Source organism: Haematobacter genomosp. 1 (genome assembly GCF_002196855.1).
In the GTDB taxonomy this organism is placed as follows: domain Bacteria; phylum Pseudomonadota; class Alphaproteobacteria; order Rhodobacterales; family Rhodobacteraceae; genus Haematobacter.
Genome location: NZ_NIPW01000058.1, coordinates 1 through 15,465, shown reverse-complemented (window position 1 = coordinate 15,465; position 15,465 = coordinate 1). Strand labels below are relative to the sequence as shown.

The following is a 15,465-nucleotide window of genomic DNA, read 5'->3' as shown; positions in this document are numbered from 1 at the left end:
TGCAACGGTGCCCCTTCCGGAAGCAGCCGGCTGTCACTTTAGGCTGTGAGGCTGTGAGGCTGTGAGGCTGTGAGGCTGTGAGGCTGTGAGGCTGTGAGGCTGTGAGGCTGTGAGGCTGTGAGGCTGTGAGGCTGTCTGCCGACCGAAGCGTCAAGCCGCATAGCCGGAAATGGTTTGGCGCAGCCTCATCGCGCCCTGACATGAGAAGCCGTCCATCGCCAACCCGTCCATCACAGTCAGCGGCGCTTCCGCCGACCATGACACCCGAAAATGAAGTCAGTCCCGACGACGGAGACGGATCACGACATCCACGCGGCTCACCTCCATGCCCTCCGGCACTTCGGGAATGCGGGCGATCTCAAGCTGATCGGCGGGAGCGTCGGACAGGGATGCGGTGTCTTCCCAGTAGAAATGCGGGTGATCGTCGATGCGGGTGTCGAAATAGGACTTGTTCCCGTCCACCAGCACTTCCTGCATGATCCCCGCCTCGCAGAACGCGCGGAGCGTGTTGTACACGGTGGCGAGGGATACCTTCTCCCCGCTGTCGAGCGCGGCGGCATACAGGCTTTCAGCGGTGACATGCCGGTTCTTGCCGTCTCCGACCAGCAGGGCGGCAAGCGCGACACGCTGCCGCGTGGGCCGCACGCTCCCCACCGCGAGCCAGCGGCTCCCCCGGTCAATTGCGTCGGCTGACATGTTCTGGCTGGCTGACATAAGGCTTCTCCTGCCCTTCATCTAAGCCCCGTGCGACACTTTTGCAAACCCAAATCCCAATGCAACAAGGTCTCCGGCTGCGGAAGCCGGGGCGTGGACTTGCTTTGGCGGCAGGCGCGGTGATAGAGGGAGGCAGCCCAGATCAAGGACAAAGGACGCCTGCACCCCATGCCGGACTACCCGACGAGCTTCGACAAGGAAGGTCTTCTTCTCTGCGCACGAGGGGAGCTGTTCGGACAGGGCAATGCCCAGCTTCCCGAACCTCCCATGCTGATGATGGACCGCATCACCGATATTTCGGCCGATGGCGGGCTGCACGGCAAGGGTCACGTGGTGGCGGAATACGACATTCACCCCGACCTTTGGTTCTTCAAATGCCATTTCGTCGGCGATCCGGTGATGCCGGGATGCCTCGGCCTCGACGCGCTGTGGCAGCTCACGGGCTTCAACCTTGGCTGGCGCGGGATGCCCGGTCGCGGTCGCGCGCTGGGTGTTGGAGAGGTAAAGTTCACCGACATGGTGACGCCCGCCACCCGGAAGCTGACCTATCTCGTTGATTTCACCCGCGTTATCGACCGCAAGCTGAAGCTCGGCATGGCCAATGGCCGGATGCTGGCGGACGGCAAGGAAATCTACAACACTACCGACATGAAGGTCGGACTCTTCACCGACTGATACAGGGGGAGGACCAGCCATGCGCCGGGTCGTCATCACGGGACTGGGCATCGTCTCACCGCTCGGCAACAATGCCGGTGAGGTCGAAGCCTCCCTCCGGGCCGGGCGCTCGGGCATCGTCTTTGCACCGGAATATGCCGAACGCGGCTTCCGGTGCCACGTCCACGGCATGCCGCAGATCGTGCTGGAAGACCACATCGACAAGCGGAACCTGCGCTTCATGGGCGCAGGCGCGGCCTACAACTTCCTCGCCATGGAACAGGCGGTGAAGGATTCGGGCCTGCCGGAGAACGAGGTGTCGAACGAGCGCACCGGCCTCATCATGGGGTCGGGCGGATCGTCCACGTCGAACTTTCTCACCGCCTTCCAGACGGTGATCGAAAAGGGCGGGCCGAAGCGCATGGGGCCGTTCATGGTCACGCGCTGCATGTCCTCCACCAACTCCGCCACGCTGGCCACGCCCTTCAAGATCAAGGGCGTGAATTATTCCATCACCTCCGCCTGCTCGACCTCCGCCCATTGCATCGGCAACGGGGTGGAGCAGATCCAGATGGGCAAGCAGGACGTGATCTTCGCCGGCGGCGGCGAGGAGGTCCACTGGACGCTGTCCTGCCTGTTCGACGCGATGGGGGCGATGTCGTCGAAATACAACGACACGCCGGAACGCGCATCACGCCCGTTCGACGCGGCCCGTGACGGTTTCGTCATCGCGGGCGGCGCGGGGGTCGTCGTGTTGGAGGAACTGGGCCACGCGCTGGCCCGCGGCGCGAAGATCTACGCCGAAGTCACGGGCTATGGCGCGACATCGGACGGCTACGACATGGTGGCCCCCTCCGGCGAAGGCGGTGAGCGGGCCATGCGCCAGGCGCTCGCCACCCTGCCGGAAGGGCGCAGCATCGACTACATCAACGCCCATGGCACCTCGACCCCCGTCGGCGACGTGACGGAGGTGCAGGCCGTCCGCCGCGTGTTCGGGGAAGGCAAGGTGCCGCCGATCTCCTCCACCAAGTCGCTTGCCGGTCACAGCCAAGGCGCGACGGGGGCGCATGAGGCGATCTATTCGCTGCTCATGCTGAACGGCAGCTTCATCGCCGGCTCCGCCAACGTCGAAAACCTCGACCCCGCCATCCATGCGGGTGAGATCGCGACGACAGGGCGCGAGAACGTCGCGCTCGACAGCGTGCTGTCCAACAGCTTCGGCTTCGGCGGCACCAATGCCACGCTCGTCATGAGCAAGTACCTGGGGTAAACCATGGCCGGATTGATGACGGGCAAACGCGGACTGGTGATGGGTGTCGCGAACGACCACTCCATCGCCTGGGGCATTGCCAAGGCGCTTCATGCAGAAGGCGCCGAGCTGGCGTTTTCCTACCAGGGCGAGGCATTCGGCAAACGGGTCGAGCCGCTGGCCGCCTCGCTGAACTCCGAATTCCTGATCGACGTGGATGTGCAGGACGATGCTTCGCTCGACGCCTGCTTCACCCGGCTTCAGGCGGAATGGGGGCAGATCGACTTTCTTGTCCACGCCATCGCCTATTCGGACAAGAAGGAGCTGACCGGCCGGTTCATCAACACAAGCCGCGAGAACTTCAAGACATCGCTGTCCATCTCCTGCTTCAGCTTCATCGACGTGGCCCGCCGCGCCGCGGCGCTGATGCCGGAGGGCGGGTCGCTCATCACGCTGACCTATCAGGGCTCGACCCGCGTCACGCCCTATTACAACGTGATGGGCGTGGCCAAGGCGGCGCTGGAAAGCTCTGTCCTCTATCTGGCGAACGACCTTGGTCCGCAGGGCATCCGGGTGAATGCGATCTCTCCCGGGCCGATGCGGACGCTGGCCGGCGCGGCCATTGGCGGCGCGCGCAAGACCTACCGCTTCACGGAGGAGAACGCCCCGCTCCGCGCCAATGCCACGCTTGAGGCGATCGGCGGCACGGCGGTCTATCTGCTCTCCGATTATGGCGCCTGCACCTCGGGCGAGATCATTCGCGTCGATGGCGGCTTCCATGCCATAGGCATGCCTCAGCCGGAAAACCTCTGACAGGGGGCCGCAGCGCGGCGCCCCTTCCGTCCCGCCCGCCGCTGTGCCAGTCTCCTCCCCGCATCATGGGGAGAAGCGGCATGACGACATTCAAGGCCTCGGACGGCGCGGAAATCCACTACACCGATGAAGGCTCCGGGCTTCCGGTCCTCTGCCTGTCGGGCCTGTCGCGCACGGGGCGGGATTTCGACTATCTCGCGCCGCATCTGCCCGATGTCCGCCTGATCCGGCCCGATTACCGCGGGCGCGGGAAATCCGCATGGACGGGCGAAAAGACCTACACCGTTCCACGCGAATCCCGCGATGCGGTGGAACTGCTCGACCATCTGGGCATCGACAGCGCGGCGCTCATCGGCACCTCTCGCGGCGGGTTGAACGGGCTGTTTCTTGCTGCGACGCAGAAGGCGCGGCTCCGGGGCCTGTGCCTCGTCGATGTGGGGCCGGAAATCGCGAAACCGGGGCTGGACGCCATCTTTGCCTACATCGGCCGCAATCCGAGGTGGAAGACCTATGCAGAGGCCGCAGAGGCCATGCCCTTCGTCATGACGGGCTTTGCCGATGTCCCCGCCCACCGCTGGGAGGAGGAGGTCCGCCATCACTACATCGAAACGCCCTCGGGGCTGGAGATCAACTACGACCCCGCGCTTCGCGACGCGTTCCTCGCCGCCTTCCAGGGGCCGCCGCCTGATCTGTGGCCGCTGTTCGACGCTTTGGCGGGCCTGCCGGTCGCTTTGATCCGCGCGGCCAATTCCGATCTCCTCACGCCGAAGATGGCGGAGGACATGCGGGCCCGCCGCCCCGACATTCTGTTCGGCGAGGTTCCCGACCGGGCCCATGTGCCCTTCCTTGACGAACCCGTCTCTCTCGCCATCGTCCGAGCCTTCCTGAAAGCATGCCAATGACCTCCCTCTCCCTCATCGAAGCCGCCCGCTCCCGCTTCCCGGCCGAAGTCCGGCGCACGCCCCTCCTCTCCTCCCCGTTCATCGACGAGATCGCGGGGCGGCGGGTGCTGGTGAAGGCGGAATGCCTTCAGCACACGGGGTCGTTCAAGTTCCGCGGGGCCTGGTCGGCTATCTCCGCGCTGCCGGAGGTCCAGCGCGCGAGTGGGGTTCTGGCCTTTTCCTCCGGCAACCACGCCCAAGGGGTTGCGGCGGCGGCGGCAATGCATGGGGTTCCGGCGGTCATCATCATGCCCGCCGACGCCCCTGCCCTGAAGATCGCCAATACGCGCGCCTACGGGGCGGAGGTCGTGCTCTATGATCGCGGCGGCAACCGCAGCCGCGAGGAGATCGGGCTGGAGATCTCGACCGCCCGGAACCTCACCCTCGTGCATCCGTTCGATGATCCGCAGGTGATCGCCGGTCAGGGCACCGTGGGGCTGGAGATCGCGGAACAGGTGGCGGAGCTCGGCCTGACCACCGCGGATGTGATCGTCAACTGCTCCGGCGGCGGGCTGACGAGCGGCATCGCCCTGGCGCTGGAGGCGAAGGCGCCGGGCCTGCGGGTGCGGACGGCAGAGCCGGAGGGCTTCGACGATGCCGCCCGCTCCGTCGCCTCCGGCAAGCGGGAGCGCAACCTGAAGCTCACCGGCTCCATCTGCGACGCCATACTGTCACCGGAACTGGGACAGAACACGTTCCCGGTCATCAAGCGGCTCTGCGGACCGGGGCTGGTCGTGTCGGACGAGGAGGCCCTCTCCGCCATGGCCGAAGCCTTCATCCGTCTGAAGCTCGTTCTGGAGCCGGGCGGCGCGGCATCGCTTGCGGCAGCGCTCTACCGGACGGATGAGATCGAGGGCGATACCGTGATCGTCGTCGCCTCCGGCGGAAACACCGATGCCACGATGTTCAGCCGCGCCCTTGCCAAGGCGGTCTGATGCGCGATGGGCTGATAGATGCGGGCGGCGCCACGCTCTACTGGCGTGAGGATGGCGCGCCGGAGGGGGCGCCGCTTGTCCTTGCCCATGCGCTCGGTCTCGACCACACGATCTGGGATGCCGTGGTGCCGCTTCTGCCGCCCGAGTTGCGGATCATTCGCTATGACCTGCGGGGGCATGGCCGGTCCTCCGTGCCGCCTGCTCCCTATGGGATGGGCGCGCTCGTCCGCGATGCGGAGGGCTTGATGGATGGGCTGGGCCTGCACGACGCCATCTTCCTCGGCCTGTCCATCGGCGGAATGGTGGCGCAGGGGCTGGCGGTGAAGCGGTTCGATCTGGTGCGCGGGCTGATCCTCTCCAATACAGCCGCACGGATCGGAGGTCCGAACGTGTGGGAGCGGCGGATGGAGACGGTCCGCCGATCCGGTCTTTCGGCGCTGGCCGATGAGACGATGGCACGCTGGTTCTCCCGTGCCTTCCGGGAGGAGGGGCTGGACCTGCCGTGGCGTGCCAACCTGCTGGCCACGCCGGTGGAGGGCTATCTCGGCTGCTGTGCGGCATTGGCGGGTGCCGATTTCTACACGACGACGGCCTCGCTCACCCTGCCAACCCTTGCCGTGGCAGGGACGGAGGACGGCTCCACGCCGCCCGATCTGGTTCGGGAAACCGCCGATCTGGTGCGCGGTTCCGACTTCGCGCTCATCAGGGACGCAGGGCACCTGCCACCTGTGGACCGCCCCGCCGCATATGCCGCGCTGATCGCGACCTTTGCCGCGCGCATTGCTCATGCAGGCCCGCGCGAACCGCAGATCCGGGCTCACAGCCACCACGACCACGACCACGACCACGACCACGACCACGACCACGACCACGACCACGACCACGACCACGAGGATGGGCGCGGCAAGAACGGTCCGCAAGGCCATCGCGAGGGATGACGCGGTTCGTGCTGGTCCACGGCGCCTGCCATGGCGCATGGTGCTGGCGGGCGGTGGAAGCGGCGCTCCGCCGTCGGGGCCATGAGACGCAGGCCATCGACCTTCCCTGCCGCGGAGAGGACCACACCCCCGCGCGGGAGGCGACGCTCGCGGGCTTCGCCGAACGGGTGGCTCGAGCGATGGAGCGGCCCTCCGTTCTGGTGGGGCATTCCTTCGCGGGCTTTCCGATCACTGCGGCGGCGGCGCTTGTGCCGGACAGGATCGAGCAGCTTGTCTATGTCGCGGCCTATGTGCCCGCACCGGGACGATCGCTTCGGGATATGCGCAAGGCGTGGCCGGACCAGCCGCTTCGGGGCAGCTATGTCATGGCGGAGGATGGCGCAGCCTTTACCTTTCGCACCGAGATGGCCGGACCGCTTTTCTATCACGACTGCGCGCCGGAGATCGCCGCCGATGCGGCTGCGCGGCTCTGCCCGGAGCCTGTCGCCCCGCAGGAAACGCCGATACCGGATACGGATGCCGCGACTGCGCTGCCGCGCCGGTATATCCTCTGCACCGAAGATCGCGCTATACCGCCCACGTTTCAGGCGGCGATGGTGCACGACTGGTCGGAGACCGTGGTCATGCGGCTGGCGACCTCCCACTCGCCGTTTCTGTCGAAACCCCACGCCCTCGCGGAGCTGCTCTGCTACGAGATGTAGAGACAAGTCGATATAATCCGGCGGTTGCAATCCCTTGCCGCATGGGGTTTACCCTCTGAGATGCGATTTCTGTCCCTCCTCATCCTCGCCCTCCTGCCTGCGGCAAACGTCGCGGCGGAGCCCCGTTCGCTCGCCTATCTTTCCGCGGAACGGTCGGCGGGAAGCACCTATGGCGGTGTGGGACTGATGGGAACGTTCAATGGTCTGGACAGCTCCGGCCCGGTTTGGACGGTCGAAATCGGTCGCCCGGACGACGGCGGCACGCGCTTCGCCATTGCGGGGGGCTGGCGTTTCGTCGGGCATGGCGCCTATCTCACGGCCCTGGCCGGAGTGGAACAGCAGGATGATGCGAACCCGCTCGGCGCGCTGGATTTTTGGTGGGACAACTGGGATTGGATGACCAGCTTCCGCGGGCAATGGGTGAAGGACACGGATCGCAACCTCCGCGCCGCAACCGGCTTCAGGCTGGGCGGGAGCGGGCCATGGTTCGGGCCGGAAGTTTCGGACACATGGCAGGGAAGCCGCTTCGGCCTGCATGCGACGGGCATACCGCTGCCGCTCGCGTCTGAAAGCCGCATTTCCGCCGGTCATGGCAAACAGGGCAACTACGTGGAGCTGTCGCTCTGGCGGCGTTTCTGAAGACGGTTCACAGGCGGGACAGGCCCCAAAAGACATCCTCGGGAATTGTTTCCGAAAAGCGGCGCGGCTCGACCGTAAGGGCGACCCGACTCTGGGTGACGGGATGCCAGGGCTGTCCGACGCCATCTGGTGATGCGGCAGAATGCGGGCAGCGTCACCGTTTTTCCTTCGCCGTTTTGCGTTGTCGATAACAGGGGTGCGCATCCGACCGGCTGTGCCTCCCAGTCGCACCAAAATGGGATCAGCGGAGCGGGATGACATCCACCGCCTGTCCCGAACTCTGGCCACCCGCTGTACGGAGCGCGCCGCGAACGGGGGAGACATCGGCATAATCGCGCCCCCGCGCGATGACGATATGGTCCTCGCCCACCACCATCGCATTGGTGGGATCGTAGTCGCGCCAGCCCATCTCGTGCCCGCACCAGGCCCGCACCCAGGCATGCATGGCATCCGCCCCCTCAAGCCGGGGGGCACCGGGCGGCGGTTCGGTGCGCAGGAAACCCGAGACATAGCCCGCCGGAATTCCGATCCCGCGGAGCGCGCCTATCATCGCATGGGCAAAGTCCTGACACACGCCGCGGCGTGCGGCGAATGCCTCCAGCACAGGGGTGTCCACCTCCGTCGCCTCTGGATCATAGATCATGTCGCGGTGGATCGCGCGCCCCAGGGCCATCACCGCTTCCCATGCCGTCGGATCAGGCAAGGGCAATGCGCGCCCATAGTCGGCAAGCGCGGCAGCGCGGGGAACACGGGCCGAGGGGCCCAGAAAATGATGCGGGGAGTCCGGCCCCAGATCGCGATGCTCCACCACCTCCCGCGCGATATCCGCAAGCCGCGGCGAAACGTCGAGCACGGCGCCCTGCGGCAGCCGCTCCACCCGCGCATCGAGACGGAAGCATGTCTCCTCCACCAACCCGTCGAAGGCCAGTTCGATCACCCTGTTGCCGAAGAAATCCGTCCGCTCATGCCATTCCGCCGGTTGAGGATCGACCGACACGCGGCTTTCCTCCACGCGCTGCTCCCCGGCAAGCTGAAGCGGAACGATGCGGAGCAGGTGCCGCCCGGCCTCTGCCCCGCCCTCATAGACATAGTCGAGGCTCATCTTCAGCTCATAGCGCATGCGGCCCCCTGCTCAGATCAACCATTTCCGCCCGATGAGAACGGAAATTTCCCCCAGACCCTCCGCCACGACATCAAGCGCGGGGCCGGTCAGTTCCTCCGGCGTCGCGGTGGCGACGCGGGTGCGCAGGCGCAGAACCGCCCGCTCCACCTCGCCCATCGGCGCATTGCCCTGCCCCCGCCAAAGCACGCCCATACGCTCCTGTATCAGGTCGAGCTGATAAAGCACCGCGCGGGGGTTCAGACGGTCCAGCGCCAGCAGGTCGATGACGGTTGCCCGGTTTGCCTCTGCGGCGAAGCGACTGCGGTGGGTCATCACGCTGTCACCGACCTCCACTGCGACATCGAGCGCGCCTTCGGGCGCCGTCTCATCCGCCAGAACGGCGAGCAGCCGCGCGGTTCCCAGCGCACGCTCCAGCGCTCGTCCGGTGGAGAGGAAGCGCCAGCCCATCGTATGATACATGTTCTCATGCACCAGCCCGGAGAAGCCGGTGATCTTGCGGAGCAAGACGCTCATCCCGCGCGCGCCGTCATCGCCGGGTTTCAGCACGCCTGCCAGCCGCCCCGCAGTGCCGTCCAGATCGGTCAGCGCCATCCAGCCATCGACGGAGAACCGGTCGCGCACATGGCTCGCCGCCGTCAGCGCCCCGCGGAGCATGTCGCGAAGTCCGGCGGGCACGCCCGCGCCCGGCTTTGCACCGCGATCCTCAAGACAGTCGCCGATCAGCGCCTGCAGCGGCGCGTCCTCCTCCCCCGTCTCGGCCACGCGGGCGTGCCAGGCGCGCAGCAAACGGACCGTCGTTTCCGCACGCTCAACATAGCGGCCCAGCCAGTAGAGATTGTCCGCCGCACGCGCGGGAAGCAGTGGAGCCTGCCGCCGAAATTCAGCCACGCTCGGCCGCTGGATCATGGTATCGGCTTCGACCGGCGCATCGGCCACCACCCAGACATCCGCGACGGAGGCCCCCTGACGGAGCGCGACGGCCGTCGGATCCTCCGACGTGCCGATCCGGGCAAAGCCGCCGGGCATGACCGTCCAGCCCTCCGCCGTCCGCGCCAGATAGACGCGGAGGCTGTAGGGCCGGGGCACCAGCCGCCCCTCCACCAGCGCGGGCATGGTGGAAAGGTGCACGGCCTCCTGCCCCACCAGATCGCCGCCGCCCGCCATGATCCAGTCGTCGAGCGACGGCTCGGGCGGCGTCCCCCGGAACCGGCCAGCGACGGCGGCCTCCGCTTCCAGATCGAAGAACAGCCGGTTGGAGAGCGCGGGGGAGATCGTCATCTCGTCCGCGTGGCGCCGGACGTGATCCCGCTCCGCCGCCTGCCCGCACCACCACGTGGCGATGTTCGGCAACAGGAGCGGCGCACCGGTCATCGCCTCGGCAATGCGCGGCAGGAAGGCGAGGAGCGCCCGCATCTCCACGACCCCTGACCCGAGAGCGTTCACCATCGCGAGGTTGCCCGCGCGGATGGCGCCGATCAGCCCCGGCGTACCCAGACGGGACGCCTCGTTCAGTTCCATCGGGTCGGTCCATGCCGCGTCCATCCGCCGCCAGAGGACGCTGATCGGGCGCAGCCCCGCCACCGTGCGGATCAGGAGCGCGCCGTCCCGCACCGTCAGGTCATCACCCTCCAGCAGGCTGAAACCGAGATAGCGGGCGATGAAGGCATGTTCGAAATAGGTCTCGCTCATCGGGCCGGGGGTCAGGATGCCGATGCGTTCCTCCTCCCCGCCCCGCAGATCCATCAGGCGGTCGCGGAAGGCGCGGAAGAACCCGGCGAGCCGGTGGACATTCTGCTCCGCGATCGCATCCGGGAAGGCGCGTCCCGTGGCGATCCGGTTCTCCAGCGCGAAGCCCGCGCCGGAGGGCGCCTGCGCCCGGTCGCTCAGCACCCACCAGTCGCCATTCGGGCCGCGTCCGAGGTCGAAGGCAAGGAAATGCAGGAAATCTCCCGATTTCGGCGTGACGCCGACCAGCGGGCGGAGCCACTCCGGGTTGGCCGCCACCAGCTCCGCCGGCAGGTGCCCCTCCCGCACCAGACGGTTGGGACCGTAGAGATCGGCCACCAGCGCTTCCAGCAGGTTCGCCCGCTGGATCAGACCCGCCGACAGGGTGCGCCATTCGCTCTCGGGTAGCAGCAGCGGCACGGGGCTGAGCGGCCAGTCGCGGTCGGCCGCATCGGCCGTGCCGTACTGCCGATGGAACACGCCCGCATCGCGGAGATACTGATCCGCCCGCGCGCCCCGCGCACGGATCTCCTCCTCCGTCATGAGGGAGAGACGCTCCATGAAGGGGCGCCAGACCGGACGCACCCGGCCCCCGGCATCGAGCAGCTCGTCGGGAACGCCGGCCTTCGGCCGATAGCCGGCAAGAAGCCGGGCTAGCGCATCTTTCGCGACAGGGACGCTTCGGCTTCCCATCCTAAAGCCCCGGCGCCCTCCGCAGGTCGAGCGTCATCGGATACTCCCGGTTGGGCGCTTCGGCAGGCGGCATGTAAAGGCCCGGAGTGTGGCCCCGCGGCTCGAACCGCGCGAGACGGCGGGCCTCGGCCTCGTTGCCGTTGACGGGGAAGGTATCGTAGTTCCGCCCGCCGGGATGCGCCACATGATAGGTGCACCCGCCCAGCGCCCGCCCCGTCCATGTGTCGAAGATGTCGAGCGTGAGCGGCGCATTGACCGGCAGCACCGGATGCAGCGCCGCTGCAGGTTGCCACGCCTTGAACCGGACCCCGCCAACGGCAACGCCGCTGGTCCCGACGGGTGTCAGCGGCACGCGGCGCCTGTTGCAGGCCACCACGTAACGCCCCGGATCGGAGGTCGTCAGCTTCACCTGCATCCGTTCCACCGAACTGTCGGTATAGCGGACGGTGCCGCCGATGGCCCCGGTTTCACCCAGAACGTGCCACGGCTCCAGCGCCTGCCGGAGTTCGAGGTGAACGCCCTCGTATTCCACCTCTCCCGCGAAGGGGAACCGGAACTCCTGCTGCGCCTCGAACCATTCCGACCGCATGGGGAAGCCATGCCGGTCAAGGTCGCGGAGCACGTCCAGAAAATCCTCCCAGACGAAATGCGGCAGCATGAAGCGGTCATGCAGCGTGGTGCCCCACCGCACCAGCTCGCCCGTGACCGGCGAATGCCACAGCCGGGCGATGAGCGCGCGGATGAGCAGTTGCTGGGCCAGCGACATGCGCGGATCGGGCGGCATCTCGAAGCCGCGGAACTCCACCAGCCCCAGACGCCCCGTCGGCCCGTCGGGGGAATAGAGCTTGTCGATGCAGATCTCCGCCCGGTGGGTGTTGCCGGTGACATCGACCAGAAGGTTGCGCAGCAGCCTGTCCACCAGCCATGGCATCGGCGCCTCTCCCTGCCCGGGAGGTGGCATCTGGGCAAGCGCGATCTCCAGTTCATAAAGCGCATCGTGCCGCGCCTCATCGATCCGCGGGGCTTGTGAGGTCGGCCCGATGAACAGGCCGGAGAACAGATAGGAGATGGAGGGGTGCCGCTGCCAGTGCAGGATGATCGAGCGCAGCACATCGGGGCGGCGCAGGAATGGGCTGTCGAGCGTCGTCGCCCCGCCGACCACCACGTGATTGCCCCCGCCTGTGCCGGTATGCTTGCCGTCGATCATGAACTTGTCGGCGCCCAGACGCGTCTGACGCGCCTCCTCATAGACGCCCTCGGTAATGGCCACACAGTCCTCCCAGCTCGCGGCGGGGTGGATGTTCACCTCGATCACGCCGGGATCAGGTGCGACGCGGATGACGTTCAGGCGGCTGTCCTGCGGGGGGGTGTAGCCCTCGATATGGATGGGCAGCCCCATGCGGGCCGCCGTCGCCTCTGCCGCCGCCAGCAGATCGAGGTAGTCCTCCACCCGCTCCGTCGGCGGCATGAACACGCAAAGCCGTCCGTCCCGCGGCTCAACAGAAAGGGCGGTCCGCACGACACCCCCCACCTCCCCCGAGGGTGCGGGCGGAACGACATTCTCCCGCGGCGTGCCGGTGAAACGCATCACAGGCTGCTGGCGCCGGGCGCGGTCCACCGCATCGGTAACCGGGAGGGGGTCGCGCGGGATCGTCGGATCGGCGGGGTTCACATAGGGGAACTGCGAGGGCGAGACATAGGGCAGCGAGCCGAGCGGCAGGCGGTAGCCCACGGCGCTGTCCCCTGGGACGAGGAACAGATTACCCCGCCGCGTCCGCCACTTCTCCGAGAACCAGCGCCGCCCGGCCCGCGCCTGCCAGCTCTGGATCGGCAGCACATAGCCCGAGGGTGTCGTCAGGCCCCGGTCGAAAACCCTGGCGATACGGTGGCGCTCCTCCGGGTCCTTGATCATGGAGTTCTGCGGGGTGACGTTCTCCGGCAGGCGTGCCTCCCGCACCATCCATTCGGCGGGGTCTTCATAGGCGGGCATCACATTGTCCGAAGGCACGCCGAGTTCGGTCGCCATGACTTTAAGGAACTCTTCTGCCTGCTCCGGCGTGGCCCCCGTCTGCTCCCCTTCGGGCGCGATCAGCGCGCCATCGCCCCAGAGCGGCCTGCCATCCTTCCGCCAGTAGAGCGAGAAGGTCCACCGCGGCAGCGTCTCGCCGGGATACCACTTGCCCTGCCCGTAGTGCAGAAATCCGTTCGGCGCGAAGCGGTTACGCAAGCGGCGGATGAGCCTGTCGGCCAGCACCCGCTTCGTCGGACCGACGGCGGCGGTATTCCACTCCGCGCTCTCGAAATCGTCGATGGAGACGAAGGTCGGTTCACCCCCCATCGTCAGACGCACATCCCCCGCGGCAAGCGAGGCATCGACCTTGCGGCCAAGGTCGTTCAGCGCGCTCCATGCCTCTTCCGAGAAGGGCTTCGTGATGCGGGGATGCTCCGCCACGCGGGTCACGCGCATGTCGAAGTTGAAATCAACCTCCGCATAGGAGGCCAGACCGGAGATCGGCGCGGCATTGCGGAAATGCGGCGTGGCGGCGAGCGGGATATGGCTCTCCCCCGTCAGCAGGCCGGAGGTCGGATCCAGCCCGATCCAACCCGCGCCGGGCAGATATACCTCGCACCACGCATGCAGATCGGTGAAATCGACTTCCGTGCCGGAGGGGCCGTCCAGTGCCTTCAGGTCCGGTTTCAACTGGATCAGATAGCCCGAGACGAACCGCGCCGCGAAGCCCAGATTCCGCAGCGCCTGCACCAGCAACCATGAGGAGTCGCGGCACGATCCGAGACCGCTGGCAAAGGTTTCCTCCGGCGTCTGGACGCCCGGCTCCATGCGGATGACATAGCCCACCTCACGCGCGACGCGGGCGTTGAGACCGACGATGAAATCCACCGTCCGCTGCCGTTCCCGCGGCACGCCCGCCAGAAACGCGGCAAGCAGCGGCCCGACAGGTTCCGGCGCGCGATAGATCGACAGATCGGCCTGCACATCCTCCGGGTAGTCGAAAGGCCAGGATTCCGCGCTTTCCTCGACAAAGAAGTCGAACGGGTTATAGACCGTCATGTCCGCGACCAGATCGACCTCTATCTTCAGCTCGGTCACCGGCTCGGGAAAGACGTAGCGGGCGAGCCAGTTGCCGTAGGGGTCCTGCTGGTAGTTCACGAAATGTCGGTCGGGCGACACCCTCAGAGAGTGGGATATGACCCGCGTGCGGCTGTGCGGAGCGGGACGCAGGCGGATCACCTGCGGTCCGAGAATCACCGGCCTGTCATAGCGGTAATGGGTGAGGTGATAGATCGCCGCCTTGATTGCCATGGTCTTGCCCCCGTCCCGCGGCTTCGCCGTCATGTCGGGGAAACCGTTTCACACTTTTCCGGGTCGTTCCAGCCTGTTGCGGCCAGCCCCGCCAAGCTGCCCGCGGAACGTGCAGAGACGGCGGCGACCGCCACTCCCTTGGGCGAATATATCCCGGCGCCCCCCCCAAAAGCGGCGCGCTAAGCCACCGATGGTCATGGAATTGCAGGCCCCCGACGCTCAACAGTCTTTCAGAGAGCGGGAGCGGGCCGGGGTCTGGCGTGCGAAGCCCGCCGTCGCGCTCCGCGGTCAACACGCACCGGCTGCAACGTATGTGAAACCCGAGCGGGCAAGCAGGACAAGTCGCGCATTGCGCAGAGATGGCAGAGCGAAGCCCTTGGCAGGCTGCTGAAAAAGTTCAGACGTGTCGTTTCCATGCTCTGGAACTCAACCCGGGAATGACCCGAAATGTGTAGATTTCCGGCTGAACTTCACCAGACTGCGAACGATCTCCGCTCCAACGCGGAGCCGAAAGTCTTTTTTCGCGACCTGCCAAGGCTCTCTTGCCAAGGCGTTGGTGGGGGCGACGGAGCCATGAAGGGCAACCCATAAAATCTCTCGAAAAACGCAAGTGCAAGGCACAGGTCCGCTGAAGAAGCCGGGGATGCAGAGCGATCCTCGCGCCATGCGCGCGGCTTCCCTGCCCCACCGTCTCCAGCAGGAGCGATGCGTAGTCCCATGTCGCTACCGACACCTCTGGGGCGAGCACGGCCATGTTGACAAAACTCGGCGCCCGCGTTGCGAGCCTGCCTCTTGCATCCAGCTTGTGGCGGAGAGCGTTTCCCGATCAACCGCGTACTGTCGGGTGCTTTCACCCCGAAACACAAGCAACCAGTGTTTTAGCGGGCTGCTGAACCGGAGCGGCAATCGCTCGCAACCTTAGGAAATCCAGCCGGAAATCTACACATTCTGGATAAGACTTCCCGAACTCCAGAGCATAGGCATGAGACTGGAGAACTTCTTCAGCAGCCTGCTAAGG

General features: G+C 66.6%; 11 protein-coding genes and 1 pseudogene. 8 read left to right on the top strand and 4 right to left on the bottom strand.

Features of this window, described 5'->3' with window-relative positions:
• Positions 1–276 precede the first annotated feature (276 nt).
• A complete protein-coding gene (gene irr, locus CDV49_RS19170; RefSeq protein WP_373447820.1) occupies positions 277–714 on the bottom strand; it encodes a Fur family transcriptional regulator Irr in 438 nt (145 codons plus the stop codon).
• Positions 715–882: 168 nt separating this feature from the next.
• Here irr and fabA point away from each other — a divergent pair, with 168 nt between their 5' ends.
• The 8 genes and pseudogenes from fabA to CDV49_RS19130 all read left to right on the top strand — a co-directional run bounded on the left by fabA (position 883) and on the right by CDV49_RS19130 (position 7,584).
• Positions 883–1,389, top strand: coding sequence for a bifunctional 3-hydroxydecanoyl-ACP dehydratase/trans-2-decenoyl-ACP isomerase (gene fabA, locus CDV49_RS19165; RefSeq protein WP_035743613.1), 507 nt, complete (start codon positions 883–885; stop codon positions 1,387–1,389).
• Positions 1,390–1,408: 19 nt separating this feature from the next.
• Entirely contained in the window at positions 1,409–2,638 is a 1,230-nt protein-coding gene (gene fabB, locus CDV49_RS19160; protein ID WP_088216905.1) for a beta-ketoacyl-ACP synthase I, read from the top strand.
• Positions 2,639–2,641: 3 nt separating this feature from the next.
• Positions 2,642–3,430: an enoyl-ACP reductase FabI gene (locus CDV49_RS19155; RefSeq protein ID WP_088216904.1), complete on the top strand. Its 789-nt coding sequence runs from the start codon at positions 2,642–2,644 to the stop codon at positions 3,428–3,430.
• Positions 3,431–3,510: 80 nt separating this feature from the next.
• Positions 3,511–4,332, top strand: a complete 822-nt coding sequence (locus CDV49_RS19150; protein WP_088216903.1) for an alpha/beta fold hydrolase — start codon at positions 3,511–3,513, stop codon at positions 4,330–4,332.
• The gene (locus CDV49_RS19145; protein ID WP_088216902.1) at positions 4,329–5,306 is read left to right on the top strand and encodes a threonine ammonia-lyase; all 978 of its coding nucleotides are present in this window, start codon (positions 4,329–4,331) and stop codon (positions 5,304–5,306) included. The genes CDV49_RS19150 and CDV49_RS19145 overlap by 4 nt, the downstream gene beginning before the upstream one ends.
• Positions 5,306–6,094 (top strand): annotated as a pseudogene (gene pcaD, locus CDV49_RS19140) (3-oxoadipate enol-lactonase); the annotation flags it as partial. The gene CDV49_RS19145 and the pseudogene pcaD, both read left to right, overlap by 1 nt.
• Positions 6,095–6,240: 146 nt before the next feature.
• Positions 6,241–6,945, top strand: a complete 705-nt coding sequence (locus tag CDV49_RS19135; RefSeq protein WP_088216900.1) for an alpha/beta fold hydrolase — start codon at positions 6,241–6,243, stop codon at positions 6,943–6,945.
• Between the two features lie 60 nt (positions 6,946–7,005).
• Positions 7,006–7,584: a hypothetical protein gene (locus CDV49_RS19130; protein WP_088216899.1), complete on the top strand. Its 579-nt coding sequence runs from the start codon at positions 7,006–7,008 to the stop codon at positions 7,582–7,584.
• 241 nt (positions 7,585–7,825) lie between these two features.
• Here CDV49_RS19130 and CDV49_RS19125 read toward each other — a convergent pair whose 3' ends face one another.
• The 3 genes from CDV49_RS19125 to CDV49_RS19115 are packed head-to-tail and all read right to left on the bottom strand — an operon-like array spanning position 7,826 to position 14,447.
• Complete coding sequence (locus CDV49_RS19125; protein ID WP_088216898.1) at positions 7,826–8,704, bottom strand: transglutaminase family protein; 879 nt, start codon at positions 8,702–8,704, stop codon at positions 7,826–7,828.
• 12 nt (positions 8,705–8,716) lie between these two features.
• Positions 8,717–11,125: a circularly permuted type 2 ATP-grasp protein gene (locus CDV49_RS19120; protein WP_088216897.1), complete on the bottom strand. Its 2,409-nt coding sequence runs from the start codon at positions 11,123–11,125 to the stop codon at positions 8,717–8,719.
• 1 nt (position 11,126) lies between these two features.
• A complete protein-coding gene (locus tag CDV49_RS19115) occupies positions 11,127–14,447 on the bottom strand; it encodes a transglutaminase family protein (protein ID WP_088216924.1) in 3,321 nt (1,106 codons plus the stop codon).
• Positions 14,448–15,465: the final 1,018 nt, after the last annotated feature.